18 protein-coding genes are annotated in these 26,716 nt (G+C 69.4%); 7 read left to right on the top strand and 11 right to left on the bottom strand.

The features are described from left to right. Positions 1–335: 335 nt before the first annotated feature. From queE to BM393_RS18170, 3 genes are all read right to left on the bottom strand, one after another. Positions 336–983, bottom strand: a complete 648-nt coding sequence (gene queE, locus BM393_RS18160; RefSeq protein ID WP_091729689.1) for a 7-carboxy-7-deazaguanine synthase — start codon at positions 981–983, stop codon at positions 336–338. Further along, the gene (locus BM393_RS18165) at positions 980–2,092 is read right to left on the bottom strand and encodes a 6-carboxytetrahydropterin synthase (RefSeq protein ID WP_091729693.1); all 1,113 of its coding nucleotides are present in this window, start codon (positions 2,090–2,092) and stop codon (positions 980–982) included. Before BM393_RS18165 ends, queE begins: the two co-directional genes overlap by 4 nt. A gap of 338 nt (positions 2,093–2,430) precedes the next feature. After that, entirely contained in the window at positions 2,431–3,471 is a 1,041-nt protein-coding gene (locus BM393_RS18170; RefSeq protein ID WP_175538402.1) for a S1/P1 nuclease, read from the bottom strand. A 203-nt stretch (positions 3,472–3,674) separates the two neighbouring features. Between BM393_RS18170 and BM393_RS18175 the strand changes: the two genes are divergently transcribed. The 7 genes from BM393_RS18175 (at position 3,675) to BM393_RS18205 (ending at position 15,374) form a co-directional block, all read left to right on the top strand. Then, on the top strand, positions 3,675–3,893 hold the full coding sequence (locus BM393_RS18175) for a molybdopterin-binding protein (RefSeq protein ID WP_091729700.1): 219 nt from the start codon (positions 3,675–3,677) through the stop codon (positions 3,891–3,893). 36 nt (positions 3,894–3,929) lie between these two features. Then, entirely contained in the window at positions 3,930–4,550 is a 621-nt protein-coding gene (locus BM393_RS18180; RefSeq protein WP_091729704.1) for an alpha/beta hydrolase, read from the top strand. A 118-nt stretch (positions 4,551–4,668) separates the two neighbouring features. Then, the gene (locus BM393_RS18185; protein WP_091729709.1) at positions 4,669–5,793 is read left to right on the top strand and encodes an L-dopachrome tautomerase-related protein; all 1,125 of its coding nucleotides are present in this window, start codon (positions 4,669–4,671) and stop codon (positions 5,791–5,793) included. A 138-nt stretch (positions 5,794–5,931) separates the two neighbouring features. After that, complete coding sequence (locus BM393_RS18190; protein ID WP_091729712.1) at positions 5,932–6,378, top strand: SRPBCC family protein; 447 nt, start codon at positions 5,932–5,934, stop codon at positions 6,376–6,378. A gap of 427 nt (positions 6,379–6,805) precedes the next feature. Then, positions 6,806–9,076: a protein-disulfide reductase DsbD gene (locus BM393_RS18195; RefSeq protein ID WP_091729715.1), complete on the top strand. Its 2,271-nt coding sequence runs from the start codon at positions 6,806–6,808 to the stop codon at positions 9,074–9,076. A 70-nt stretch (positions 9,077–9,146) separates the two neighbouring features. After that, positions 9,147–9,809, top strand: coding sequence for a redoxin domain-containing protein (locus BM393_RS18200; protein WP_217648466.1), 663 nt, complete (start codon positions 9,147–9,149; stop codon positions 9,807–9,809). 138 nt (positions 9,810–9,947) lie between these two features. Then, the gene (locus BM393_RS18205; protein WP_091729718.1) at positions 9,948–15,374 is read left to right on the top strand and encodes a diguanylate cyclase; all 5,427 of its coding nucleotides are present in this window, start codon (positions 9,948–9,950) and stop codon (positions 15,372–15,374) included. A gap of 45 nt (positions 15,375–15,419) precedes the next feature. Here BM393_RS18205 and BM393_RS18210 read toward each other — a convergent pair whose 3' ends face one another. The 8 genes from BM393_RS18210 to cysW all read right to left on the bottom strand — a co-directional run bounded on the left by BM393_RS18210 (position 15,420) and on the right by cysW (position 26,716). Next, the gene (locus BM393_RS18210) at positions 15,420–16,340 is read right to left on the bottom strand and encodes a TIGR02285 family protein (RefSeq protein ID WP_217648467.1); all 921 of its coding nucleotides are present in this window, start codon (positions 16,338–16,340) and stop codon (positions 15,420–15,422) included. A gap of 288 nt (positions 16,341–16,628) precedes the next feature. Continuing rightward, on the bottom strand, positions 16,629–17,795 hold the full coding sequence (locus BM393_RS25350; protein ID WP_141225386.1) for a hypothetical protein: 1,167 nt from the start codon (positions 17,793–17,795) through the stop codon (positions 16,629–16,631). Positions 17,796–18,433: 638 nt separating this feature from the next. Next, positions 18,434–19,393, bottom strand: a complete 960-nt coding sequence (locus BM393_RS18215) for a sulfate ABC transporter substrate-binding protein (RefSeq protein ID WP_091731796.1) — start codon at positions 19,391–19,393, stop codon at positions 18,434–18,436. Positions 19,394–19,651: 258 nt separating this feature from the next. Continuing rightward, a complete protein-coding gene (locus BM393_RS18220; RefSeq protein ID WP_091729725.1) occupies positions 19,652–22,465 on the bottom strand; it encodes a TonB-dependent receptor in 2,814 nt (937 codons plus the stop codon). A 178-nt stretch (positions 22,466–22,643) separates the two neighbouring features. Next, positions 22,644–23,591, bottom strand: coding sequence for a CysB family HTH-type transcriptional regulator (locus tag BM393_RS18225; RefSeq protein WP_091729729.1), 948 nt, complete (start codon positions 23,589–23,591; stop codon positions 22,644–22,646). A gap of 188 nt (positions 23,592–23,779) precedes the next feature. After that, positions 23,780–24,703 carry a CysB family HTH-type transcriptional regulator gene (locus BM393_RS18230; protein ID WP_091729733.1) on the bottom strand — a complete coding sequence of 308 codons (924 nt, stop codon included), beginning with the start codon at positions 24,701–24,703 and terminating at the stop codon, positions 23,780–23,782. 52 nt (positions 24,704–24,755) lie between these two features. After that, complete coding sequence (locus tag BM393_RS18235; protein WP_091729738.1) at positions 24,756–25,829, bottom strand: sulfate/molybdate ABC transporter ATP-binding protein; 1,074 nt, start codon at positions 25,827–25,829, stop codon at positions 24,756–24,758. After that, on the bottom strand, positions 25,826–26,716 hold the full coding sequence (cysW, locus tag BM393_RS18240) for a sulfate ABC transporter permease subunit CysW (protein ID WP_091729742.1): 891 nt from the start codon (positions 26,714–26,716) through the stop codon (positions 25,826–25,828). The genes BM393_RS18235 and cysW overlap by 4 nt, the downstream gene beginning before the upstream one ends.

The following is a 26,716-nucleotide window of genomic DNA, read 5'->3' on the forward strand; positions in this document are numbered from 1 at the left end:
CCCACAGCAACGCCGGGACGAAATTTCCTGCCTCTCTTTTCAACATCAAGGTTTTATATATCTCTCTGGTCGTCTTAGTAGAGGGCTGTAGTTTCTGTGGACAAGTCGATATTTCTCTTTGGAACCAACGACTTGTCGGCATCCAAACCCTGTGCGTGGAGGGCCGGTTTGGCATTGCATGAACCGACAACAAGACCGGGCGGACCCTCTCCGGCTGTGGAGAAGGCCCCGGTTGCCAGAAAGTTTTCCACAGCGTTGTTGGCTTTACAGCCCGCCCTCGGATGCGCTAGCGAGCGCCGAACTGGGGACAACTGCCGCCCGTTCCTGGCATCGCGTCAATCGATCCCGACCACCTTGTGCATCTGGATCGACAGCTTCCACTGCGGATGCGCCATGCAATACGCGACGGCCTCGCGGGTGTTCTGCTTCTGCAGGATCGAGTCCATCGGCTGCAGGAAGAAGTGGTCGAAGTCCAGGTCGGCGAAGCGCTCGGGCAAGGCCAGCGGCTGTGGATAAACCAGCTTCAGCTCGTTGCCCCGGGTCAGCACGAGTTCGGCGTCCGCCTTGGGACTGACGCAGATCCAGTCCAGCCCCTCGGGCGCTGGCTGGGTGCCGTTGGTCTCGACGGCGATCTCGAACCCCAAGGCCTTCAGCGCGGTGATGAGCGGCCCGTCGAGCTGCAGCAGCGGTTCGCCGCCGGTGCAGACGACGTAGGGCGTGCCGGTCTTGCGGCCATCGGCGTCTTTGGGCCACTGCGCGTCGATCGCCTCCGCGAGCGCATCGGCGGAAGCGAACTTCCCGCCACCCTGCCCGTCGGTGCCGACGAAGTCGGTGTCGCAGAAGCTGCAGACGGCCTTCTCGCGGTCCTGCTCGCGACCGGACCACAGGTTGCAGCCGGCGAAGCGGCAGAACACGGCCGCGCGGCCGGCCTGGGCGCCCTCGCCTTGCAGCGTGTAGAACATTTCCTTGACGGCGTAGGTCATACCGGGATCAGCTCCTCGAACGGACCGTGGCTGACGATGACGCCGCTGCCGCGGGTCTCGTAGAGGTCGACGCGCTCCAGCGGCGGCAACTGGGCCTTGGCCTGGCGCAGCACCCACGCGGCCAGGCTGGCGGTGTCGGCGTCCGGCAATCCGGCCAGCTCATGCAGCGGATGGTGGTCCATGGCCTTGAAGATGGGACCGAACAGCAGCTTCACGTCGCTGAAGTCCATCGCCCAGCCGAAGACCTGGTCCAGCGCGGCGCTCAGGTGCAGTCGGAGCGTGAAGGTGTGGCCATGGATGCCGGCCAGCGGATGGTCCGCCGGCGCCCGGTTGAGCTGCACCGCGCTGTCGAGGGTGAATTCCTTCCAGATCCGGTAGCGCTCGCCGTCGAAGTTCGCACCGCTGGAGCCGGTCTCGTACACCGTCACCCAGCTCAGTTCCGGCAACTGCGGCTTGAGCCGCGCCCAGAGCCAGGACGAGATCAGCTCGCTGGTCGGATTGGACAGACCTTCGATCTCATTGAGGCAGCGGTAGTTCAGCTGCGCATGGAACGGCGCCCAGAGCTCGTCGAGGTGGTCGTAGTCGATGCTCAGGTCGCGCTCGCCGAGGTCCTGGTTGGCATGCAGGATCAGCTCGAAGCCATGACCATGCATGCGGCCGCACTTGTGGCCCATCGGGACATTGGGCAGCTGGTGGGCGGCCTGGAAGCGATAACGGCGCCAGACATGGGCATGGCCATTGGCGTCCAGGTCCACGCCCGAGTTCGAGGTGCTCTGGATGCCGACCTGGGTGATGCCAGGCACCTGGAATTCGGATTCGAGGCGCTGACGGATCCAACGGGCGATGTTCTCGTCGGTCGGCTGCGGGATGTGCGTGTTCAGCAGCCCATGGTCCAGCGGGGCGATGCAGCGCTCGAGGCAGTCGCGCAATGCGCTGACTTCAGCGCCGGGAAACGGGGCCCAGCCGGCGGGAAGCTCGGCGCGGATGGTGGCCAGGTAGCTGTGGCCATGCAGGCCGCGCGAGCGGTGGCCGGGGGGCAGCGCGTCGATCTGGCAGGCCGACTCGAAGCCGGCCGAAGCGGTGAAAAGGGAAGCAGGAAAAGCAGACATCCCGACAGTGTGACACGCCCGGTTTTCTTATCTCCTTGTGTTGAATATCTCTTTGGTCGTATTGGTAGGTGTTGGCCGGTTTCTGTGGACAACCACCGTTTCCCCTGGCCCGACAAGGACTTGCGACCGGCGCAACGGTGTGGGCCGGACCCGGGGCAACAGCGGGATGGCGAGACAACAACTTCCGGCGCGCCCACGCCGCTGTGGACAAGCGCCGAGTTGTTCAAGCGCCATCCCCAGGCTTGTGCACAGGTCCGTTCTCAAGACCGGATCGTCCGTCAGGACGAAAAAAAGCCCCGCTATCGCGGGGCGCTGACCACGAGGCCGGGTTCAAGGGCTCAGGGCTTGTCCGGCCAGATCGACCGCAGCAGCTGCGCCAGACGCGCGCCGCCCTTGATGACGTTCTCGCGGGTCTGTTCCAGGCTGCGGGCTTCATAACCGGCCGGCGGCGTGCCCATCCAGCGGGGGCCGCGCAAGCTCTGCTGGCGGGCGCCGAAACTCATGCCCTCGAAGGCCTCCTTCGCGCCGATCAGCGATTCACTTGCCCACAGCACCGGCCAGTCGTCCGGATTCCCCGCCGTCGGCGGCACGGCCTTGGCGAGCGCCGGCATCGCGGCCAGCTGCTCGGCGCTCAGGCGCCCGGGCAGGCCGTCCCAGTAGCTGTGCAGGTTGCCGCCCGGCGTGCCGTCCGGACGCGGCATCGTGATCGCATTGCCGCCGACCGTGTGCGTCAGCGCATCCGCGCCCTGCCGGTCCGGGTCATAGGGCTTGCCGTCGGCGTCCAGGTAGAGCGAGCCCATGTGCAGCGGCTGGTGCATGTCGCCCAGCGCGTGGACCACCAGCGCCAGCGCCTCGCGCTCGTTGAAATCCATCGGCGGCGTCTGCCGGCCGGTCTTGAGCACGAGGATCGCGGCCTTCAGCGCCGGCACGATGTCGTGGTCGCTGGTTCCGATCGCGCCCGGCACATAGCGGCCTCGCTGGATCGCGACGTTGGCGTAGTGGTACTGCTTGTTGCAGGATTCCTCGCCCGGCTTGGGTCCGCATTGCTCGAAATTGCGCTTCACGTAGTCGCGCATCCGGGCCTCTTCCTCGGCGTTGTTCTCGAAGACCGCGCACTCGGGAAAGCGGCCGGTCACGGCGTACTTGAAGTCGTTGCCGGTGTCGATGCCCTTCACGCAGTCGTCCCAGACGGCGATGTCGCGCAGCGAGACCGGTCCGAGGATGCGCTGGACCTCGGCTTCGGCGCGATGACCCTTGATCAGCTGGGCGGCGATGTCGCCGACCGCGTTGTGGCCGGCGGCGCCGAAGCCGAAGGCGGAGCCGCAGCAGGCGGCGAGCAGCGACAGCGCGGCGATGCCGCGCGCGAAGGAAGTGGTCATGACAGGAACCCGTGTCGGACGATGCGCCGGCGGTGCGCCGGCAAGGGATCGCGGATTGTGCATGGCGCCTTGTGACGGACATCAACGGAGATCCCCGGGGTCCGGGGCTTATGCGCCGGCCGCATGTCCATGGGCAAAGCGCTTCGTTCGGCAAATGAAGGGCGCTGCCTAAGCTGATCGTCACCTTTTCAGGAGCCCCTCGCATGACCATCACCGCCATCAATGTCCGCAACCAGTTCCGCGGCACCATCAAGGAGATCGTCGAAGGACCGGTCGTGTCCGAGGTCGACGTGCAGACCGCCGGTGGACTGATCGTCACCTCGGTGATCACGACGCGCTCGGTCAAGGAACTCCAGTTGACGGTCGGCAAGGAAGTCGTCGCGCTGGTGAAGTCCACCGAGGTGTCGATCGCGACCCTCTGACGCGCGCTGTCCGCATCGACCCCGCAGGAGACCGCCATGGCGCTCTACCCTCACCGCTCCGCGCAGCACAACGGCAGCGCCGAGCCGCGGCTGCTGATCATCCCCGGCCTGCACGACAGCGGGCCGGCGCACTGGCAGAGCTGGCTCGAGCAGCAGTACCGTGACGCCCACCGGGTGCGGCAGCGGGACTTCAGCCAGCCCGACCTGGAGCGCTGGTCGGACCGCATCCACGCGCGGATCGACAGCGCCGGCCCCGGCGAATGGATCGCCGTGGCGCACAGCTTCGGCTGCCTGGCGCTGGCGCATCACCTGCAGCGCCATCCCGATTCGCCGGTGCGCGAGGCCTTGCTGGTCGCCCCCGCCGAGCCCGACAAGTTCGGCCTGGCGGAGAGCCTGCCGCACCAGCGGCTGGGCCGGCCGACGGCGCTGATCGCGAGCCAGAACGATCCCTGGATGAGCGCCTCCAGCGCGCTGCGCTGGGCGACGCGCTGGGGCAGCAGCTACAGCAACATCGGTCTGGTGGGCCACATCAACAGCGAATCGGGCTTCGGCCCCTTCCCGCTGGCCAAGCGCTGGGTCGAGGCCGCCCGGGCCCGCGCCGCGCGCGAGCGCCGACCGGCGCGGGCCAGCATCCTGGAGTGGTCGTTCTCGGTCTGATCGGGTGGGCCGGCTTCAAACGAGGCTTGAAATAGGTTCAACGGTTGACCCGTTCATTGAAAGTCGGCCCGGCGGAACACTGCGTCCCGTCTCCACCGATTGTCTGAACGAGGACTCCATGAACCGCCATCCTTCGAAGCCATCCGCCCGCTCCCACTCGATCCATCGCGCCGCGACCGCACTGGCCGGCGCGCTGACTTTCGCGCTCGCTGCCGTCCCCGCCCTGTCTGCCCGCGCGGCGACCCCCGGAGAGCTCGAAGTCGTCGCCGAACTCCCGATCCGTCCCGGCAACGTGGCGCCCGGGCCCGGGGGCCGACTGTTCGCTACCGTGCATCCGCTGGGCGCGCCCGCCGCGGCGCAGTTGATCGAGATCACCGGCCGGGATAGCTTCAAGCCCTGGCCGTCCACCGAGCTCCAGCGTGGCACGTCGACCGCCAGCGACGATCGCATCGACACGCCGCTGGGCATCATCGGCGACGGCCTCGGCCGCATCTGGATCGTCGACATGGGCCTGAACCTTGGAAAGACCCGGCTCTGGGCCTTCGAGGCCGAATCGGGCCGGCAGGTCCAGCGCATCGAGTTGCCGCCGGAGATCGCGCCCAAAGGCAGCTTCGTGCAGGACCTGGTCGTCGACGACCGCGCGGGCTGGGTCTATCTGGCCGACATCGCCAACCCGGGCCTGATCGCCGTCGAGATCGCGACCGGTCGTGCCCGCCGCTTCGGCGGTCACGCCGCGCTGCAGGCCGAGCCGCAGGCGCGGATGGTCATCGGCGGCCGGCCGATCCAGTTCCAGGGCAAGCCGGCGAATGTCGCGGTCAATCCGATCACGCTCTCGGCCGATCGCGAGACGCTGTTCTTCGGCGCGATGAACGGTCGCAGCTGGTACTCGGTGCCGGCGCGGCTGCTGCGCACCGGCGTCCCGGACGCCGAGACCGCCGCGGCGATCCGCCGCGTTGGCCCGAAACCAGTCTCCGACGGCGCCGCGACCGACGCGAGCGGACGCCACTTCTTCACCAACGTCAACGAGGGCGGCATCGACCGCCTCGGTACCGATGGCAAGCTCGTCCCGCTGGTGCGCGACGCACGGCTGGACTGGCCCGACAGCGTCCATGTGGGCGACTCGTCCTGGCTCTACATCTCGGTGAACCAGCTGTACAAGACGCCGGCCTTCACCGGCGGGCGGGACGAAGGCAAGCCGCCTTACCGGATCATGCGGGTGTGGGCAGGCGACACGGCGCGCTGAGCCCCCGCGCCGGGACCCTGCGCTGACACGCCGGGCCGAGGTCCCGGGGAATCCCTGTCAGGGGCGAGGAGTCTCGCGCCGGACACGATCCAGGGCTATGGTCCGTCTCCCATTCGTGCATGAATCCAGGAGACACCGATGCCCTTCACCCTCCGCCTGCACCGCGTCCTGAAGGCGCCGCCGGAGCGCGTCTATCGCGCGTTCACCGACCCGGCGGCGATGTGCAAATGGCTGCCGCCGCATGGCTTCACCGGCACCATGCACCACATGGAACCGAAGGTCGGCGGCAGCTGGCGCATGTCCTTCACCAACCTCTCGGCCGGAGCAACCCACACCTTTGGCGGGAACTACCTGGAGCTGCAGCCCGGCAAGCGGCTCCGCTACACCAGCAAGTTCGACGACCCCAACCTGCCGGGGGAAATGACCACCACGGTGGAGCTGTCGCAGGTCTTCTGCGGGACCGAGATGCAGATCACCCAGGAAGGCATCCCGGACGTGATCCCGTCGCAGGCCTGCCATCTGGGATGGCAGGAGTCGCTGGCGCTGCTCACCCAGTTGGTCGAGCCGGACATTCCGAACGGCTGATTCCGAACGGCTGATCGGTGGCTCGATCGGGCGGCCCGATGGGGCCTCCCTGGTTTTGCCTGTTTTGCCTGTTTTTCTGCCCCTCTGATTTTTTGGAGCGCCGGCGCTGCCCGGCGTCGGGTTGCGGCTGTCAGGGCTTGTCAGGCTCTCCTCATTTTTTTCGCCGTCGCCCAGGGTCCTCTCCTGCGTTTCGCCAAGCGCGGGCTCTCCACAGGGCATGGGGGATCCCTCCTGGACCCCCAAGCCCTGTTCCGGCCCCAGCCGCGCTCGTGGTCGTCGACGTCGTGGCCGAGAGAATGACTCGGGGGCGTCACGGATCGAGCGAATCCAGGATCACAGGGACACCGGATTCTTCGAATCCAGGGAGTAAGGAAACAAGGAAGCCGACGCCTTGTGAGGGTCGGCCCCATTCCCTAGCATCGCGCCCATGCGTCTTTTCCGACTCGCCATCGCGCCAGCACTCGCAGCGATCACCCTTGCGGCCCTCACGAGCGCGTCGCTCGCCGCGCCACCCTCGGATCGCGCCGCCACCGATGAAGTCCAGGTCCGGTTGATCAGCGACAGCACCCAGGTCGCGCCCGGCCAGACCCTGCTGCTGGCGCTCGAGCAGAAGATCGCACCCCACTGGCACACCTACTGGAAAAACCCCGGCGACTCCGGCCAGCCCACCAGCATCGAATGGAAGCTGCCCCAAGGCGCCACCGCCAGCGACATCCTCTGGCCCGCCCCCAAGCGTTTCGATGTCGGCCCCATCACCAATTACGGCTACGAGGACCGGGTCGTCCTCCTGACTGAAATCCGCCTGCCGCAAGGCCTGACCCCCGGCTCCACCGCGACGATCGGCGCCGAAGCCACCTGGCTGGTCTGCCGCGAGGAATGCATCCCGCAACAGGCGACGCTGTCGCTCTCCCTGCCGGTGGGGCCCACGGCCAAGCCTTCGCTCGAGCACAGCGCGCTTGCCGTGGCTCGAGCCGCGCTGCCCGGTCCGGCGCCCTTTGCCGCCGTCGCGCGGCTCGAAGGCCGGGACCTGATCGTGAGCTGGCCGTTCACAGGTGCCGGCGGCGCCTCAGCCAGAGAGGCCCATCAGGCGCTGTTCCTGCCGGAGGCCTGGGGACGCATCCAGCATGCGGCGAAGCCCCAACTGGATCGCGATGGCCAGCAGTGGCGGCTGCGCATGCCGGTTGGCGATGAGCCGCCTTCAGCCGGCAAGCCGCTGGACGGCCTGCTGCTGATCGACGGCCAGGCCTGGGCGGTCAGACTGCCCGTCAGCGGGAGCCTGGACACGGGTGGCGGGACCTTGTCGTCCAACACGGCCAATGCGACGAACGCGACGAACGCCGGGAACGTCGCCAATGCGACCAATCCCGCGACTTCGCCCGCCGCGACAACGACGAAGACCCCAGGCGCCACCGCAACCGCCACCGCCGGTGCCGGTGCCGTTGAGGCCGCTGGTCTCGGCCTGTGGGCCGCGATGGGCTTGGCGCTGATCGGCGGCCTGATCCTCAACCTGATGCCCTGCGTGTTTCCGGTGCTGGCCATCAAGGCGTTGGGCTTTCTGCACGGCAGCGCATCCACGCATCGCCGTCAGGGGCTGGCCTATACCGCCGGTGTGCTGGCCGCATTCGCCGCGCTCGGCGCGGTGCTGCTGGCCCTGCGCGGCGCCGGCACGGGCGTGGGATGGGGCTTCCAGTTCCAGTCGCCGCTGTTCGTGCTGCTGCTCGCCTGGCTGATGTTCGTGCTCGGCCTGTCGTTGGCCGGGCTGCTGTCGATCGGCGCTGGTTTCGCCGGTGTCGGACAGGGCCTCGCGGAGAAGCCGGGTCTCAGCGGCAGCTTCTTCACCGGCGTGCTGGCGACCGTCGTGGCGACGCCATGCACCGCGCCCTTCATGGGCGCTGCCATGGCCTACGCGCTGGCGCAGCCGGCCGTGGAGCTGATGGCGGTGTTCCTCGCGTTAGGTCTGGGGCTCGCGCTGCCCTACCTCGCGCTGGCCTGGTGGCCGGCGTTGCAGCGCCGCATGCCTCGGCCCGGGCCCTGGATGGACCTGCTCAAGCAGGCGCTCGCCTTCCCGATGTTTGCCGCGGCGATCTGGCTGGTGTGGGTGATCGCGCAGCAGGCCGGACCGATGGGCGTGCTGGTGGCGCTGGCCGGCATGGGTCTGCTGGCGCTGGCCGCGTGGATCCGCACAGTGAGTCGTCACGCGACGCCGCGTTGGCGGTGGACGGGCGCGGGCGCCGCCTTGGCTGCCGTCGTCGCCGCGGCGGCGCTGGTGCCGACGCTAGGCACGGTGGTCGGCGAGGACGTCGCACGCGCCGGCGGCTCGGGCAGCACGAGCGGTCCGTCGGCGAGCGCCGATCACGAGCCGTATTCGCCGGAGCGCCTGGCCCAGCTGCGCGCGCAGGGCAAGCCGGTGTTCGTGAACCTGACCGCGTCGTGGTGCATCACCTGCCTGGTCAACGAGCGCGTGGCCCTGTCCACCGACGAGGTGCGCGAGGCCTTCGTGCGCGAAGGCGTGACCTACCTGAAGGGCGACTGGACGCGCCAGGACCCGCGCATCACCGAGCTGCTGAAGCAGCACGATCGCAGCGGCGTGCCGCTCTACCTGTTCTATCCGGCCGGCACCGGCAACGACGCCCAGGTGCTGCCGCAACTGCTCACGCCGGGCATCGTTACCACCGCGCTGCGTGGCGGTGCCGCCTGAGCGAGCTTCCCGATCGATCCCCCGGATCCGATCAACCCTCGGCTTCGATTTCATCCCTGGAGACTGCAACATGACCCGCTCGATGACCTCCAAGACCCCTTTCCTGCGTGGCCTGCTGTCGCGCCGCACCGTGCTGGCCGGCGCCGCGACGACGGTGCTGCTGGCCACCGGCGGCCTGGCCCGAGCCCAGGCGCAGCTGGACCAGCCCGCGCCCGCGTTCACCGCGACGACGGCCGAAGGCAAGACCGTCTCGCTCGACAGCTACAAGGGCAAGACCGTCGTGCTGGAGTGGACCAACCACGATTGCCCCTTCGTGAAGAAGCACTACGGCAGCGGCAACATTCCCGCGCTGCAGAAGGAGGCGACGGCGCAAGGCGTCGTGTGGCTGCAGGTGATCTCGTCGGCGCCGGGCCAGCAGGGCCATGTGGACGGGCCGACCGCGCTCAAGCTGAACAAGGACCGCGGCGCCGCGCCGACGCAGGTGCTGCTGGACCCGAGCGGCCAGATCGGCAAGAGCTACGGCGCGCAGACCTCGCCCCACCTGTTCATCGTCAATCCGCAGGGCGTGCTGGTCTACAAGGGCGGCATCGACAGCATCGCCACCGCCAAGGTCGACGACATCCCCAAGGCGGATCCCTACGTGAAGACCGCGCTGGGCGAACTGGCCGCCGGCAAGAAGATCACGCACGCCAGCACCAAGCCCTACGGCTGCTCGATCAAGTACGGCAGCTGACGCGGCGATCGGCGCGCCGCGCGCCGATCTGTCGCTTTCTTCCGTTTCCGGCCGCATTCGTCGCGGTACTGGCGCCGACGCGACGCGGTGCCGGGCCGGTCTCCCGTTACAGTCCGTCGACAACCGAGAGCGGACGGGATGACGGACAGACGAGCGTGGGAGGCGGCCGATCCAGAGGCCTGGCAGGCGGAGCGGACGATCCATCAGGGTCAGCGGAGCGAGGTCCTCCAGGTCGGCGACGGCCGGGGCGGGCGGGCGCTGCTCAAGCGCCTGCGCGACGCCCGGCCGGACGCGGCCGCCATCGCCCGGCTGCGCCGCGAATATGAACTGGCCCAGCGCCTGGATCCCGCCTTCGTGCTGCGACCGCGCGCGCTGGTCGAGCATGACCAGCGTCCCGCGCTGTTGCTGCCCGAGCTGGAAGGCGAGACGCTGCGGCAGCGCCTGCGGCGCGGCACGCTGGACAACGACGCGCTGATCCGGATCGCGCTGGATCTGGTGGAGGCGCTGCAGCACCTGCATGGCCAGGGTCTGATCCATCGCAACCTCGGGCCCGGCCAGGTGCTGCTGCTGCCTGGCGCGGGCCGCGAGGCCGGCCGGACGCTGATCGCGGACCTCGGCCTGGCCGCCGAGATCGAGCGCGAACGGCCGCTGGTCCAGCGCGCCGAGCTGATCGAAGCCTCGCTGGCGACGTTGGCGCCCGAGCTGACCGGCCGGATGAGCCGCGATGTCGACTACCGCGCGGACTTCTACAGCCTCGGCGCCACGCTGCTGGAGGCGCTAACCGGCGCGCCGCCCTTCAGCGTCGACGATCCGGCGCGGGCGGTGCATGCGCACCTGGCGCTCGCCGCGCCGATGGCGACCAGCCGCAATCACCAGGTCTTCGCGCCGCTGGCGCAGGTCGTCGCCCACTGCCTGCACAAGGAGCCCGAAAGCCGCTACCAGAGCCATCAGGCCCTGCGCCAGGATTTGCAGCTTTGCCAGGCGGCGCTGGCACAGGGCCGCGACCTGCCCGGCTTCGAACCCGGCCATGGCGATGCCGCCGTGCGCTTCCAGCCCAGTGGCCGGCTCTACGGTCGCGAGTCGGCGCAGGCGCAGCTCGGGCAGGCCTTCGACGAAGCCGCGTCGGGCCTGGCCGGCGGGCCGGGGCTGGTGGCCGTGGCAGGCTTCTCCGGCATCGGCAAGACCGCGCTGGTGCTGGCCGCGCAGCGCAGCCTGCTGGCCCAGCGCGGCCACTTCGCCGCCGCCAAGTTCAACCAGTACGGCCAGGACCGGCCCTACGGTCCGCTGCTGCACCTGCTGCAGCAGCGCGCGGCGCAGGTGCTGTCGCTGCCCGATGAACATCAATCGAGCTGGCGCGATCGCCTGCGGGAGCGCCTGGGCGCGAATGCCGCGCTGCTCGCGCAGGCGCTGCCGGAGATGGCGCCGCTGCTGACGCCGGACGCGCCGCTGGTGCCGGTGGGCCCGGCGGAGGCGGAGAACCGCTTCCTGCGCAGCATCAGCCAGGGTTTCGCGGCGCTCGCGCGCGAGGGCGAGCCGCAGACGCTGTTCCTCGATGACTGGCAATGGGCCGACCGCGCGTCGCGCCGGCTGCTGCGCGAATGCCTGAACGACGCGACGCTGCGCCACACCCTGTTCGTCATCGCCTACCGGGACAACGAGACTCCGCCCGGCCATCCGATCGCGCAGGAACTGACGGAACTGCGCCAGCAGCTCGGCGAGCGCTTCACGCCCTTGCGCGTCGGACCGCTGGGCCTGGACGACACGCGGCGCCTGCTCGCGGACAGCCTGCGTCGCGATCCCGAGGTCGAGGATGCCGGCCTGGATGAACTCGCGCGCCTGTGCCAGACCCGCACCGCCGGCAATCCGTTCTTCCTGCGCCGCCTGCTCGAGGACCTGGTGCGCCGCGGCCTGATCCACTACGACGCCGCGACGCAGCGCTGGGACCATGCGCTCGAACGCATCGCGGCGACGCGCACGGCGGACAACGTCGTCGCGCTGATGCTGCAGCAGCTCGAGCGCCTGCCCGATGCGACGCGCCAGGCGCTGAGCGTGGCGGCGCTGCTGGGCGCGAACTTCGGCCTCGACGGCCTGGCCACCGCGCTGGACGTGCCCGCCGACGCCCTGGCCACCGACCTGCTGCCGGCGCTGCAGGCGCAGCTGCTGGTGCCGGCGAGCGCGCTGTACCGCTACGCCCCGCAGCTGCAGGGACAGGCCAGCGAGGGCGTGCGCTACGCCTTCGCCCATGACCGCGTGCAGGAGGCGGCGCTGCAGCGCATCGCGGCCGACCAGCGGCCGGCGCTGCAACTGCGCATCGGCCGGCTGCTGCGTGACAGCCACCTCGCCGCCCATTCCGAGCTGCCGCTGCCCTACACGGTCCTGCATCACCTGAACGCGTCGCGGCTGCTGCTGTGCGAGCCGGCGCACGAAGCGGAGCGCGAGGCGCTGGCCGCGTTCAACGCGCAGGCCTCGTTCCAGGCGATGGACGCCGCGGCCTTCGAGCCCGCCGCCGACTACGCGGAGCTCGCGCTCGAGCTGGCGCCCCTGGCGCCGCAGCGGGCCGCGTGGCTGCATCACGCGGCGCGTATGGCCTACCTCGCGGGCCGGCCGTCGCGGATGGATGCGCTGCTCGAATCGGCGCTCGCCGATGCCGCGGACAACGCGCAGCGCGCGCGGCTGCTGGAAGTCCGCATGGAGGCCTTCTACGCGCAGGGGCGGCTGGCCGAGACCGTCGACCTGGGACTGGAGCTGTTCCTGCTGCTGGGCGCGGAGCTGCCGCGCGCCGCGGGGCCCGACCCGATGGCGCAGGTCATGGAATTGCTGGCCGGATTGCAGCGCGAGATCGCCGCGATCGGGCTGGACACGCTGGCCGCGCGCGCACCGATGCGCGACGAGCAGCGGCTGCTGCTGATCTCGATCGCCGCCAAGATGACCGCCGCCGCCTACATCGTGCGGCCCGCGCTGCTGCCCTTGCTGACGCTGTTCCAGGTCCGCCTGATGGTGGACCACGGCCATGTGCCGCAGGCGCTGTCGGCGTATTCGGTGCTCGGGCTGATGTGCGCGGAGTTCCTAGGCGACTACCGCTTCGCGCATGACCTGGGCCGCATGTCGACCGAGCTGGTGAGCCGGCACGGCTGGATGCAGGTCTACGCGCATGCGGGCTTCTCCTTTCATGCCTTCCTCAGCCACTGGGTGCAGGGCCTGCGCGTGAGCATGGACGGCCTGATGCAGACGCATCGCAATGGGCTGGAATTCGGCAACCTGCGCCATGCGGGCCTGGGCCTGTACGTGCACGACGCGCATGCCTTCCTGGCCGGCATGCCGCTGCCGGCGCTGGAGGAGCAGCTGGTGACGCACGGCCGGCGCCTGCGCGCGATGCGCCAGCCGGTCGCGGCGGACTACGAGGACGCGCTGCTCGCCCTGGTGCGGACGCTGCAGCAGCCGCGGCTGCCCGAGGACGGCTTCGACGGCCTGGAGGCGTTCGCGCGCACCTATGGCGAGCGTCAGGACCAGACCGGGCTGATGTTCCTGCACGGCTGGCAGGCGGTGCTGCACTTCGTGGCGGACCGGCCGGAGCCCGCGCTGCGGCTGGCGCTCGAAGCGCGCGGCCTGTTCGCGGCCGGCCGCGGCATGCATGCGCAATCGCTGCTGCTGTTCATCGCGGCCTGGGCGGCGCAGCGCGTCGCGCTGGCCGGCGGGGCGCGCGACCAGGCGCTCGAGGACGACGCGCTGCGGCGCCTGCAGCGCTGGCAGGACGCGGGACCGGGACACCTGGCCGATCGCGTCGCGCTGCTGCGGGCGCAGCAGGCGATGCTGGCCGGTGAACCGGACGAGCAGATCGCCGCGGCCCTGGACCGGGCGCTGGCAGCGGCGGAGGGGCGGCAAGGCACGCCGCTCGATGTCGCGGCCGTGCTGCGCGCGCAGGTCGACTGGTGGCGCGAGCGCGATCCAGCGCAGGCCGACCGGGCGCGTCAGCGCCTGCAGCTGGCGTGGAAGGACTGGGGCGTGATCGCGCTCGCCGGCGAGGCGCTGGTGCTCGCGCCCTTGTCCGATGCGCCGGGCAGGTCGGCCGGTGCCACCACCGAGGGCACGGAGATCCGCGCCGATGCCGCCGACCTCAGCACGCTGACCAAGGCGGTGCAGGCCATCAGCAGCCAGCCGGACCTGCCGCGCCTGCTGCGCCGCCTGCTGGAGGTCGTCGCCGAGAACGCCGGCGCGCAGCGCGCGGCGATCGTGCTGGCCAGCGGCACGGCGGGCGCGTCGCGCTGGGTGCTGCAGGCCGAGGCGACCCTGGGCGAGCAGCCCCGGCTGCACCTGTTGGAACAGTTGCCGCTGGAACGCGCCGGCGCGCAACTGCCGCTGGCGCTCATGGCTCGGGTGCTTGGCGACGGGCGACGCGAGCTGATCGTCGACGCGCGGGGCCTGGCGACGATGGAGGACTACTTCCAGCGCCATGCGGCGCCGCCGCGCTCGGTGCTGGCGCTGCCGCTGCTCAAGCAGGGGCAGACGGTGGGCGCGCTCTACCTGGAGAACGCGGCCGCGGCCGGCGTGTTCACCGAGGCGCGGGTGAGTTTCCTGGAGCTGCTCTGCGCCAACGTGGTGAACGCGGTGGACAACGCGCGACTGGTGGCGGAGCTGCAGGAGCTCAACGCCAGCCTGGAGCGCCGCGTGACGCAGCGCACCCGCGAGCTCGCCGACAGCGAGGAGCGCCTGCGCGCCGTGCTGGACCACGCGCCGATCCCGATGGTGGTGACGCGCGAGCGCGATGCGCTGATCGTCTATGCGAATGGCCCGTCGGCCGTCATCGCGGGACGCACGCTGGATGAGCTGGTCGGCAAGCCGGCGATCAGCTTCTACCGCGACCCGGGCGATCGCGAGCGCATGCAGCTCAAGTTCAAGGAGGAAGGCCGTCTGCAGGGCGAGGAGGTCTGCCTGCTGGCGGCCGACGGCGGCGAGCTGTGGATGCTGCTGTCGATGGTGCCGGTCGTGTACGACGGCGAGCCCTCGGTGCTCAGCACGCTGGTCGACTTCACCGACCGCAAGCGGCTGGAGCTCGAGCTGCAGCGGCTGGCGACCACCGATGCCCTGACCGGCGCGGCCAACCGGCGCTGCTTCCTGGACCACGCGGAGGCGGAGGTGGCGCGCAGCCGGCGCTACGGGCTGGAGATGGCGCTGGTGATGATGGACGTCGACCACTTCAAGCGCATCAACGACACGCTGGGCCACGCGCGCGGCGACGCGGCGCTGTGCCGCCTGGTGCAGCTGTGCGCGCAGGTCGTGCGCAAGCAGGACCTGCTGGGACGGCTCGGCGGTGAGGAGTTCGCGCTGCTGCTGCCGCAGACCTCGCTGGCGCATGCGATGCAGTTGGTCGAGCGGCTACGCCATCACATCGAGACCAGCGGCATGGCCTTGCAGCCGGGCCTGCCGCCGGCGTCGCTGACGGCGAGCTTCGGCGTGACGGCCCTGCGCCCCGAGGACCTGCGGGTGGACGAACTGCTCGGCCGCGCCGATCAGGCGCTGTACCGCGCCAAGGACGGCGGACGCAACCGCGTCGAGTACCAGGTCTGATGGGCGGCGGCGGTCCTGAGGTCGCTGCCGGCATCGGCACCGGCATCAGGGATCGATGCGAGAGGGCTTGGCGCGTTCGCGATAGAACGCGTCGAAGCGGGCTGCGTAGTGGGCCTTCGTTTCCGGCGTGAGCCAATGCATCAGGCCCTTGCGCAGGCTGGCGGCGCCTTCGGGGCGGCCGTAGGCCTTGTCGATGCCCCGGATCGCGGCCAGGCCCCAAGGCGTGCGGGGACAGGCGATGCCGGCCATGACCAGCTCACTGGCGCCGTGGATGGGGACGCTGACGAGGTCCGCCGGATGTCCGGCCATGACCAGCGCCATGTCGAGTTCGACTGAATAGTCCGCGCGCCCGAGGCTGATCATCTGCAGCAGGCGCGCGCCGAAGTCCTTGGGCGAGTACAGCGAGACGGCGCTGTCGGCCGGCCGTGCGGCGAGTGCCTCGTCGAGCACCGGCCCATAGCTGCGGCCGTCGATCAGCGCGCCCCGCATCGAGGTGTCGGCGAGCAGGCGTGGCAGCACCACTTCGCCGGCGCCGTTGCGCGGCAGCCGCTTGAGCAGCTCGCGTCGCACGATCAGTTGCGGCGGCGGCGTGAGTTGCGTGTTGATGAAGTAGGCGGCCCGCTCGCGCTCCGGCGTGCGGACCACGTTGGCGCGGCACACCTCGTCGCCGTTTTCGATCATCTGCCAGCTGCGCTTGGCGTTGGCGAAGACGATCTCGTGCCGGACGCCGGGCCAGCGCCTGTCGAGGTAGGTGATCACGTGGCCGGTGACGCCACTCGCGCTCGCCCCGGTCATCTGCGGCGCGTGGTCGGAGGCGAGCCAGGTGATCTTGGCGACCACTGGCGGCGCGACCGCCGCCACCGCCACGGCATCCCCCTGCGCGTGCGCGGACGCCCCGCCCAAGAGCGAGGCGGCCAACGGAAGCGACGCGACGAGACGGCCGCGGGTCGAGGCAAGGGGGTTCACGGCGGGCAGCATACGGGGATCACCCGCGACGCTCGTCCGCCATCCTTCACGCCGGAGCCGCGGAGCGGTAGTTGGTCACTCCCGGCGTGTCTTCGAGCGCGGAGCGTCGGGCCGGCCCTCCGGCCAATACGCCAACCAACTCGTCAATCAATCCGCCAAATAGCCCGCCATCGATGTCTGTCAAATTCAGCGGCCTGGGTCTGGCCCGGATGGTCTGAACCGAACTGGCAGCGGGCAACAACGAGACAAGGTCCAGGTCTGGGCGTCTGGGCGCAATGCTTCCTGAACTCAGGTTCGTGGCCCGCGTGGGTTGTTCGGACGCGAAAAGATTCGGGCGTGGTTGTTGTTCGGGTTTTGCGGATCGCCCATCAGCTCGGTCGGATAGTGCCCCACGTCGAATGGGCCACGGTGTGCCGGAGTCGCCGAGCCATTGTCCAGATGACGGGCACGCGAACGGGCGTGGTTTGAGCCCTGTACGGTCTGCGCTCCATTCCTGCGCTCGCCTTGGTCGGCTGCCGGGGAGCGCCGGTCTGCGGTCTGTGTTGAAGGGCTCGGGTTGTTCGACAGCACCGGCGGGTTCGCGGTCACAAGGGTCAGCAGACTGCTGGCCAGCTGTTCCGGGTTGTCGTGCCACCGTTGTGCCGCCTGCCGCACGCCTGCATGCAATGACGAGAAAGGCTGCGTCACGATGTCCCGCAGATGGCCGGCCACATCGCGCCGGTTTTGCTCGGTGGCCTGCGGCATGCCGGTGCCGCGCGCCACCAGCACGACGGCGTCACCAATCACTTCTGCGCTCGGCACGGTCGGCGGCTGAACCGATGAGGTCGCTCGTGTGGACAGCACCGGTTCTTTCCTGGTCACAAGACGCAGCAGGTTGAGCACCAACTGCTCGGGGTCGCCGTTCGCCCGGGTCGCGGCCCTTGCCACCTGCGCATTCAGACCGCCAGAGGGCGGCGAGTGGATGTCCTGCAGATGATCGACCAGGTTTTGCGTGTTGCGGCCCGCCACGGCCGTCAAGTCGATGTCGTGCATGCCGGTGAGCATGTCCATGGCGTCATGCAACATCGCTGTGCGACGGTCGGCATTGGACTGGACGTCCTGCCTGGGCATGTTTGTATGGCTGGGGCGGTTGGTCGCCCGATCAGGCTGATTTGCGGGGGCCGAGGCCAACAACTGATCGCCAGGACGTATTTCCGATCTCTGGCTTCGCGGCAATACCGGCGAGTCTGACGTCACCAACGCCAACAGGTTGCGCACCAGTTGTTCCGCGCTGCCGCTGCCTCGCTGCGCAGCTTCGACGACCCGTGGGTCGAGGCGAGATGCGGGCAGCATGGCGATCTGGTGGACGTGATTGGTCACGTGGAGCACCTCTTGATGGCTCATGCCTGTGATGTTGGAGCGGTCTGTCCCACCCAATAGGCGCAACGCGCCTTCCATCACTTCACGGTTTGGCATGCGCCCAGGGCCAGCCACGGTCGCGCCAGCTGCCGCCCCAGCGTGGCGTGCTGCATCGCTGCGTGGCGTGGGATTGCCGATCTGCACTCGATGCCTGCGTCCATCTTCAGCCGTGGCCGCAGCCTGATGGCGCCGCCCGGTCGGAATACCGTAAGGCGATGCTGGCGCGTTCTGCGAGGCTCGTGCCTCGGGAGCCGTCTCTTGGCGTTGCGCTGGCGAGCTACTGGATTCCGCAGAGGGCGTGCGATTCGTCCGGAAGAGATTGCGAAGATTGTTGATGGTCATCTGTACTGCCAGGTGTGCCGGCGGTCGGCGCCGGTGTCGAAGACGTTCCACAGACCTTATGTGCGGTCTCGGCATCGAACCTTGCCGGCGCGAAAACTCCTTCAACGATGCGAAGGCGCGGGCGCCGCAGCGATGACGCGGCGCTCCGGAGTCTCCCGCTAGCAAGCGGCCGTTCCCCATTCACGAATGTTCATGGGGTAGCTACGAGAACGTCAGGACAAAAAAAGCCCCACCGGCCATCGCCAGCGGGGCTGCTCGCACAGAGCGAACGGTCTGATTGCCTGTGACGCCGCTTGCGCGGCGCCCGAGACCGACCGAGGAGACAAACAGGTGTTCTTGCTCGAGGCGCCGGATCAGCGCTTCTCGTTGATCTGGTCGAAGACGCCGCCGTCGTCGAAGTGGGTCTTCTGTGCATTGCGCCAGCCGCCGAAGACCTCGTCGATGGTGACCAGCTTCACCGGCGCGAACTGCTTGGCGTACTTGGCGGCGACCTTCGGGTCACGCGGACGGTAGTAGTTCTTCGCGGCGATCTCCTGGCCTTCCGGCGAATAGAGGTACTCCAGGTAGGCCTGCGCCACCTTGCGCGTGCCCTTCTTGTCCACCGTCTTGTCCACCACCGACACCGGCGGCTCTGCCAGGATCGACAGGCTGGGCGTGACGATCTGGAACTTGTCCGGCCCCAGTTCCTTCACCGCCAGGTAGGCCTCGTTCTCCCAGGCGATCAGCACGTCGCCGATACCGCGCTCGACGAAAGTCGTCGTCGCGCCGCGTGCGCCGGAATCCAGCACCTTGGTGTTGGCATAGATCCGCTTGACGAAGGCCTTGGCCGATTCGGCATTGCCGCCCGGCTGCTTCAGCGCATAGGCCCAGGCCGCCAGGTAGTTCCAGCGCGCGCCGCCAGAGGTTTTCGGGTTGGGCGTGATCACGTCGATGCCGCCGCGGGCCAGGTCCGGCCAGTCGTTGATGTGCTTGGGATTGCCCTTGCGCACCAGGAAGACGATCGTCGAGGTGTACGGCGACGCGTTGCTCGGCAGGCGCTTCTGCCAGTCGGCGGGCAGCAGCTTGCCGTGGTCGTGCAGCGCGTCGATGTCGTAGGCCAGCGCCAGCGTCACCACGTCGGCGTCCAGGCCGTCGATGACCGAGCGCGCCTGCTTGCCCGAGCCGCCGTGCGAGTTCTTCACCGTCACGGTCTCGCCGGTCTTGGCCTTCCAGTACTTCGCGAACGCGGCGTTGAAGTCCTGGTACAGCTCGCGCGTCGGGTCGTAGGAGACGTTGAGCAGCGTGACCGCGCCCTGCGCATGGGCCTGGGGCATCAGCGCGGCACCCCCCAGCAGAGCGGCGGTGGCAAGCAGCGAGACGGTGCGTCGGAGTGCGTTCACGGGAGTCTTCTCTTCACGGGGGGGTTGAGGGGAGCGCCCAATGTAGGCAAGCGCACCGGCCAAGGGAACGAAGAAGATCTGCTTTGCTTTGCAGCCTTGCCTGGAAAAAGGGCCGCTCCCTCGTGAGGAGCGGCCCGCAATGCCGGCGCGGGGTCGCGCCAGCAGTCGGATCGACGCGAGGGACCGCCGCGCTCAGCCGCCGAAGCGGTAGTCCAGCTCGATCCAGGCCTGCCGCCCATGCGGCAGGTAGTAGCCGACCGGGTAGTACGGCCAGGTCGCGCTGGGATCGCGGCGGATGCTGTCGAACAGGTTGTTGACGATGACGCTGACGCGGGTGCGCTTGTCCAGTTGCCAGGCGGTGCTCGCGTTGACGTTCCAGTACGGGCCCAGCCAGCCGTCCTGCGCCTCGCGGGCGATGCGGCCGTTGCGCTGCGCGGCCAGCGTGTGCGTCCAGTCGCCGACCTGCCAGGACAGGCTGGCGTTGAGCTTGCTCGGCCAGTCGCTGAAGTCCGGCGTGCCCACCAGGTTGCGGTTGTCGTCGCCGGCGAACTGCTGGTACTTGAAGCTCTTGACCCGCGTGTACTTCGCGTCGGCCGTCCAGCGGCCCCAGGTCGCCGTCGTCCAGCTGTAGCGCGCGCCGACATCCACGCCCCAGGTCGATTCGTTGGCCGCGTTGATCGGGTTGACGCGGATCTCCGCCACCTCGCCCGGCCGCACGAGCGCATCCAGTGGATTGCGGCGCACGCGCGCCACCGCGTCCTGGCAGGTCGGCGACTGCGCGTCCTTCACGCCGGTGCGGCAGTCCGCCTCGGTGCGCAGCACGCCGTCGGCGCTGAGGTCGGTGACCAGGTCGCGGATGGCGATCTTCCACAGGTCCACAGAGAGATCGAAGGACGCGGCCGGCTGCCACACGGCGCCCAGTCCCCAGGAGCGGCCGCGTTCGGACTTGAGGTCCGACGAGCCGGTGCGCACGTAGTTGAAGCCCGGTGACACGCCGGCGAAATCGCATTGCGACAGCGGCTGGCCGGCCTGCGCGCAGCGGTAGTAGTCGGTCGACGACGAGTAATAGCCCTTGGTCTGCTGCGCGAAGATGTAATTCATGTCCGGCGCGCGGAAGCTGGTTGCGTGCTGCGCGCGCAGCAGCAGCGTGGACAGCGGCCGGAACTCGAGGCCGGCGTTGTAGGTTGTGCTGCCGTCGCTGCGACCGGCGAATTCATAACGGTCATGGCGCGCGGCGACGGTGGCCGTCAGCTGGCGGGTGATCGGCGCGTTCAACTCACCGCCCAGCGCCAGCCGCTCGCGCGTGCCGCGCACCGTCGGCGAGGCGCTGGTGTTGTAGAAGACGCCCTGCCCCAGTCGCGGGTCGGCCTCGTTGCGGAAGCCCTGCGTGCCGGCCTCCGCCACCACCGCGGCCCGCACCGGACCACCGGGCAGCCGGAACCACTCCCCGCTCGCAGAGGCGCTCAGCTGCTGGTTCCAGCTCGCGTTGCGCGTCCAGCTGCGGTCGCTGACGCTGTCGATCTCCTGCGGCGTGAGCGGGCGGAACAGCCGCGCCGGATCGGCCGAGTAGATCGCCACGCCGTCCGCGTCCGTCCCGATGCGCGGGCCGAGCAGCAGCGACTCGATGCCAGCGGTCAGGCGCGGCGTCGTGGTGCGGTTGAGGTAGTAGGAGCTGTTGGCCGCGACCTCGAAGGTCCAGCTGCCGGTGAGCTCCCCGCGCGCGCCGACCGCCACGTTGTGCGTCGCGTCCCGCCACTGGCGGTTGAAGCGGTCCACGCCGCCCAGCTCTTCGGGCGCGAAGCGCCGGGTCCAGATCTCCAACTGGTCGGTCGCGGCATTGCGGAAGTAGCCCTTGCCGGCGGCGTCCGAGGTCCAGCTCGGACCGCGGGTGTTGTTCTCGGTCCGCGCCCAGCCGAACTGGCCTTCGGCGAACAGCTCCAGCCCGCCATCGAGCTGCCAGGTCAGGCCCCCGGCCGCCTGCGCGCTGCGGTTGCCGGTCTGCGTGGTCCAGTAGGTCGGCGAGGCCCGACCGCTGCCGCAGTAGGTGCCGTTCCTGGCTTGATAAGGCGCGACCGAGCCCTCGAAGAGCCCTCCGGCCGCGGCGCAGCCGTCGCTGGGCGTGAGGTAGGCGCCGCCGGTGGCGTTGCGGCGGCCGAAGACCACCGTCGGCGCCGCGCCGCTCAGGGTGGTGTCGGCCATGAAGTCGCGCTGCCGGCTCCAGATCGGCTCGCGGCCGCTGAGCTCGATGCCCCACACGCCCTGCAGCCGGCCGCCGTCGAAGCCGCCGGTGACCTGGGCCCGGGCGTTCTCCCCGCCGCCGCGCTGCGTGCCGCCGGCGCGCAGGTTTACCGAGACGCCCTCGACCCGCTTCTTCAGCACGATGTTGACCACGCCGGCGATCGCGTCCGAGCCGTAGACCGAGGACGCGCCGCCGCTGAGCACCTCGATGCGGTCGATCAGCGCGGACGGGATGTTGGCGATGTTGACGAAGTTGACCGAGCCCTCGTAGGCGGTCGGGTAGTCGGCGACGCGTCGGCCGTTGACCAGCACCAGCGTGTGGTTGGGCCCCAGGCCGCGCAGGCTGATCGCATTGGCGGCCGGCGTGAAGGTGTTGCCGAAATCCTCGCCCTGGGTGAAGCCGGTGTTTTCGGTCAGGCCGCTCAGCGCGTCGGAGACGTTCTTGTAGCCGAGCCGGTCCAGGTCCTCCGACTTGATGACGGTGACCGGGCTCGGCCCTTCGCTGTTGACGCGCGAGATGCGCGAGCCGGTGACGACCACCGACGGCAAGGGCGCGTCCTTCGCGTCGTTGACCGCCTTGGCGTCCTTGGGATCTTTGGCCGGACTGGCGTCCTGGGCGGGCGCCGTGGCCGGAACCTGGGCGTGAACGCTGCCGACGGGAAGGACAGCGATGGAAAGGACGGCGATGGGAGATGCGGCCGCCAGTGCGGCGGCCAGCGTGGCGGCCGATCCGGTGAGGCGGGCCGCGTGCTCGACGAAGGGCTTCAAGAGACTTCCTCGTGGGAGTGAACTGGTGAGCCCGTCACTCTAGGAAGCGCCCTCAGGTCGATGAAGCAATCGTTTCTGCTTTGCTTTGTTGTGCGGTCCGGTTATGCACATGCGGAATTTCTTCCGGCACCCCCGGCGGTCCTCACTCCGCCGGTCAGCCGGAGCTTCCGCGAGGCCCTCAGTCCGACCCGTTGGGCGACACCCGCGCCTGCTCGACCAGGTCACGCGTCAGCGGCGGCGCGAAGGTCTCGATGAAGGCGTAGACATAGTCGCGCAGGTAGGCGTCGCGCCGCACCGCGAGCCGCGTCAGGTTGTCGGCGAAGAGATGGCGCGCATCGATCGCGCGCAGATGGCGGTCGCGCTCCTCGTCGTAGGCGATCGCCGCGACGATGCCCACGCCCAGCCCGAGCTCGACGTAGGTCTTGATCACGTCCGCGTCCATCGCCACCAGCACGACGTTGAGGTCGAGCCCGGCCGCCGCGAAGGCGTCGTCGATGTGCGAGCGGCCGGTGTAGCCGGTCTCGTAGGTGATGACCGGGAACTCCGCCAGACGCTCCAGCGTCAGCGGCGTGCCGGCGCTGGCCTCGGCCTCCAGCGGATGGCCCGGCGGCACCAGCACCGTGTGGGTCCAGCGGTAGCACGGCAGCGTCAGCAGCTGCGGATGCAGCGCCAGCGCTTCGGTCGCGATGCCGATGTCGGCCTCGCCGTCGATCAGCAGCCGTGCGACCTGCTGCGGCGAGCCCTGCGTGAACTGCAGGCTGACCTCGGGATGGGACTCGCGGAAATCGCGCACCGCCGGCGGCAGCGCGTAGCGCGCCTGGCTGTGCGTGGCGGCGATGCGCAGATGCCCGCTGTCGGCGCGGGCGAAGTCCTCGCCGGCGCGGCGCAGGTTCTCGGCCTCGCGCAGCAGCCGCTCGACGATGGGCATCACGTTGCGGCCCGGCTCGGTCAGGCCGGTCAGGCGCTTGCCGGCGCGCACGAAGATGTCGATGCCGAGCTCGTCCTCGAGCTCGCGGATCTGCCGGCTCACGCCGGGCTGCGAGGTGTGCAGCGCCTGCGCCACCTCGGTCAGGTTGAAGTTGCGGCGCTGGGCCTCGCGGACGGATCGGAGTTGCTGGAAGTTCATCGTCGGCAGTCACATCGGGGGGAGGGCTCGCCGGCCTCGACGGCATTCGATGAACGTCGCGAAAGCGGCTTGCTTATGCGGATTGATTATTCGAATCCGCGCCGCCGATGTCCTCCAACAAATTCCGATAAGCAATCCCGCGGCGCCCGCATGAGCAATGCAGGCGCGATGCGCCTGCGCTTCAGGCCTCAGGCGTCGGGATCCATCGCCTCGCGGACCGCGTCCTCGGTCAGCTCGGCCACGCATTCCTGCAGGAAGCGATAGGCGAAACCGCGCAGGTAGTGGCCGCGCTTGAGCGCGATGCGCGTCGTGTTGGGCGGGAACAGGTGGCTCGCGTCGACCAGCTGCAGGCCCGAGTCGCGACCCGGCTCGAAGGCCATCGCCGCGATGACGCCCACGCCCAGCCCGATCTGCACGTAGGTCTTGATGACGTCCGCATCGAGCGCCGACATGACCACGTCGGGCGCCAGGCCCGCGGCGGCGAAGCTTGCGTCGATGCGGGCGCGGCCGGTGTAGCCCTCGTGATAGGTGATCAGCGGCTGCTCGGCCAGCGCCTCCAGCGTCAGCGGCTGGCGCGTGAGCGCATGGCCCTCGGGCACGACCACCGCATGGCGCCATTCGTAGAACGGGAAGGTGACGAAGGCGTCGTCCTTGCCGAGCGCCTCGGTGGCGATGCCGATGTCGGCCTCGCCCGACTGCAGCAGCGAGACGATCTCCGACGGACTGCCCTGGTGCAGCACCAAGTGCACGCGCGGGTAGGCCGCCTTGAAGCGCGCCACCACCTGCGGCAGCGCGTAGCGCGCCTGCGTGTGCGTGGTGGCGATCGTCAGCTGGCCTTGATCCGCACTGCTGAACTGCTGCGCCAGCCGCTTGATGTTGCGCACGTCCTGCAGCATGCGGTCAACGACGACCGCCAACTCCTTGCCCGGCTCGGTCAGCCCGAGCAGCCGCTTGCCGCGGCGCTGGAAGAGCTCGACGCCGAGCTCGTCCTCCAGGTCCTTGATGTGCTTGCTGACGCCCGACTGCGAGGTGAACAGCGCCGCCGCCACCTCGGTCAGGTTGAAGTTCTGCTGCACCGCCTCCCGGACGATGCGGAGCTGTTGGAGATTCATGGTCGGAGGACTCGAGGGATCGCGCGCTCTGCGGCTCGCTGATCGAGGGGGATCAAGCAGCCTGATCGATGCCGAACAGGCTCAGGCGCGAGGCCTGCAGGCGGACGCGCTGGCCCGAGGCCAGCTGCAGCGCCTCGGCCTGTTCGCGGCTGAGTTCGGCTTCCAGGTGCTCGCCAGAGGCGCCGCGCAGTTCCACGCGCGCGGCGGCGCCGAAGGCCAGCACGCGCTCGACGGTGGCGGGCAGGCCCGGCGCGTCCTGCGTCGGGATGATCACCAACTCGTGCGGGCGCGCGTAGGCCTGCACCAGGCCCTGCTGGGCACCTTCGATCGCTGCGGCCGCGCCCTGCGCCAGCGTCTGGTCGCCGACGCGCACGATGCCGCTGTCCACGCGGCCTTCGAAGCGGTTGACCGCGCCGAGGAAGCCGTAGACGAAGGGCGTGGCCGGACGCTGGTAGACCTCGGTCGGCGAGCCGACCTGCTCCACGCGGCCGTGGTCCATCAGCACGACGCGGTCGGCGACTTCCAGCGCCTCTTCCTGGTCGTGCGTGACGAAGATGCTGGTGATGTGCAGCTCGTCATGCAGGCGGCGCAGCCAGCGGCGCAGCTCCTTGCGCACCTTGGCGTCGAGCGCGCCGAAGGGCTCGTCCAGCAGCAGCACGCGCGGCTCGACGGCGAGCGCGCGGGCCAGCGCGATGCGCTGGCGTTGACCGCCGGACAGCTGCGGCGGATAACGATCGGCCAGCCAGTCCAGCTGCACCAGCTGCAGCAGCTCGTGGACCTTGCGCTTGATCTCCGACTCGGGCGGTCGCTGCTTGCGCGGCTTCACGCGCAGGCCGAAGGCGACGTTGTCGAACACCGTCATGTGGCGGAACAGCGCGTAGTGCTGGAACACGAAGCCGACCTCGCGCTCGCGCACGTGGGTGTCGGAGGCATCGGCGCCGTCGAGCAGCACCTGGCCGCGGTCGGCGGTCTCCAGGCCCGCGATGATGCGCAGCAGCGTGGTCTTGCCGCAGCCCGAGGGACCCAGCAGCGCGGTCAGCTCGCCGGTGGGGAAGTCCAGGCTGACGTCGCCCAGCGCGGTGAAGCTGCCGAAGGACTTGTGGATGTTGCGGACCTGGATGCTCATGCTTCTTCCTTGATCACATTGCGCGAGGCCTGCCACTCGACGAACTGCTTGAGTCCGAGCGTGACCAGCGCCAGCAGCGCGAGCAGCGACGCGACGGCGAAGGCCGCGGCGAATTGGTATTCGTTGTAGAGGATCTCGACCTGCAGCGGCAGCGTGTTGGTCTGGCCGCGGATATGGCCCGAGACCACCGATACCGCGCCGAACTCGCCGAAGGCGCGCGCGTTGCACAGGATCACGCCGTAGAGCAGGCCCCACTTGATGTTGGGCAGCGTCACATGCCAGAAGGTGCGCCAGCCGCTGGCGCCCAGCACTGTGGCGGCTTCTTCTTCATCGCGGCCCTGCGCCTGCATCAGCGGGATCAGCTCGCGCGCGACGAAGGGGAAGGTCACGAAGACGGTGGCCAGCACGATGCCGGGCACGGCGAAGATGACCTTGATGTCGTGCTCCGCAAGCCAGGGCCCGAACCAGCCCTGCGCGCCGAAGATCAGCACGTAGATCAGGCCCGCCACCACCGGCGAGACCGAGAACGGCAGGTCGATCAGCGTGATCAGCAGCTGCTTGCCGCGGAAGTCGTGCTTGGTGATCGCCCACGCGGCGCTGACGCCGAAGACGACGTTCAGCGGCACTGCGATGACCGCGGCGATCAGCGTCAGCTTGATCGCGGAGACGGCGTCGGGCTCGATCAGCGAGGCCAGGTAGGTGTCCCAGCCCTTGCGCAGCGCCTCGGTGAACACCGCGGCGAGCGGCAGCAGCAGGAACAGCGCGAAGAAGGCCAGCCCCAGCGTCAGCAGCGTGTAGCGCACCCAGCGCTTTTCCGCGGTGGCGGGGTTCCCTTGATAGTGACCGGCCGAGCGGGCCCGGCCGAGCGATGCGGCGGATCCGGCCAT

It is taken from the genome of Mitsuaria sp. PDC51, assembly GCF_900113225.1.
Lineage (GTDB): Bacteria > Pseudomonadota > Gammaproteobacteria > Burkholderiales > Burkholderiaceae_C > Roseateles.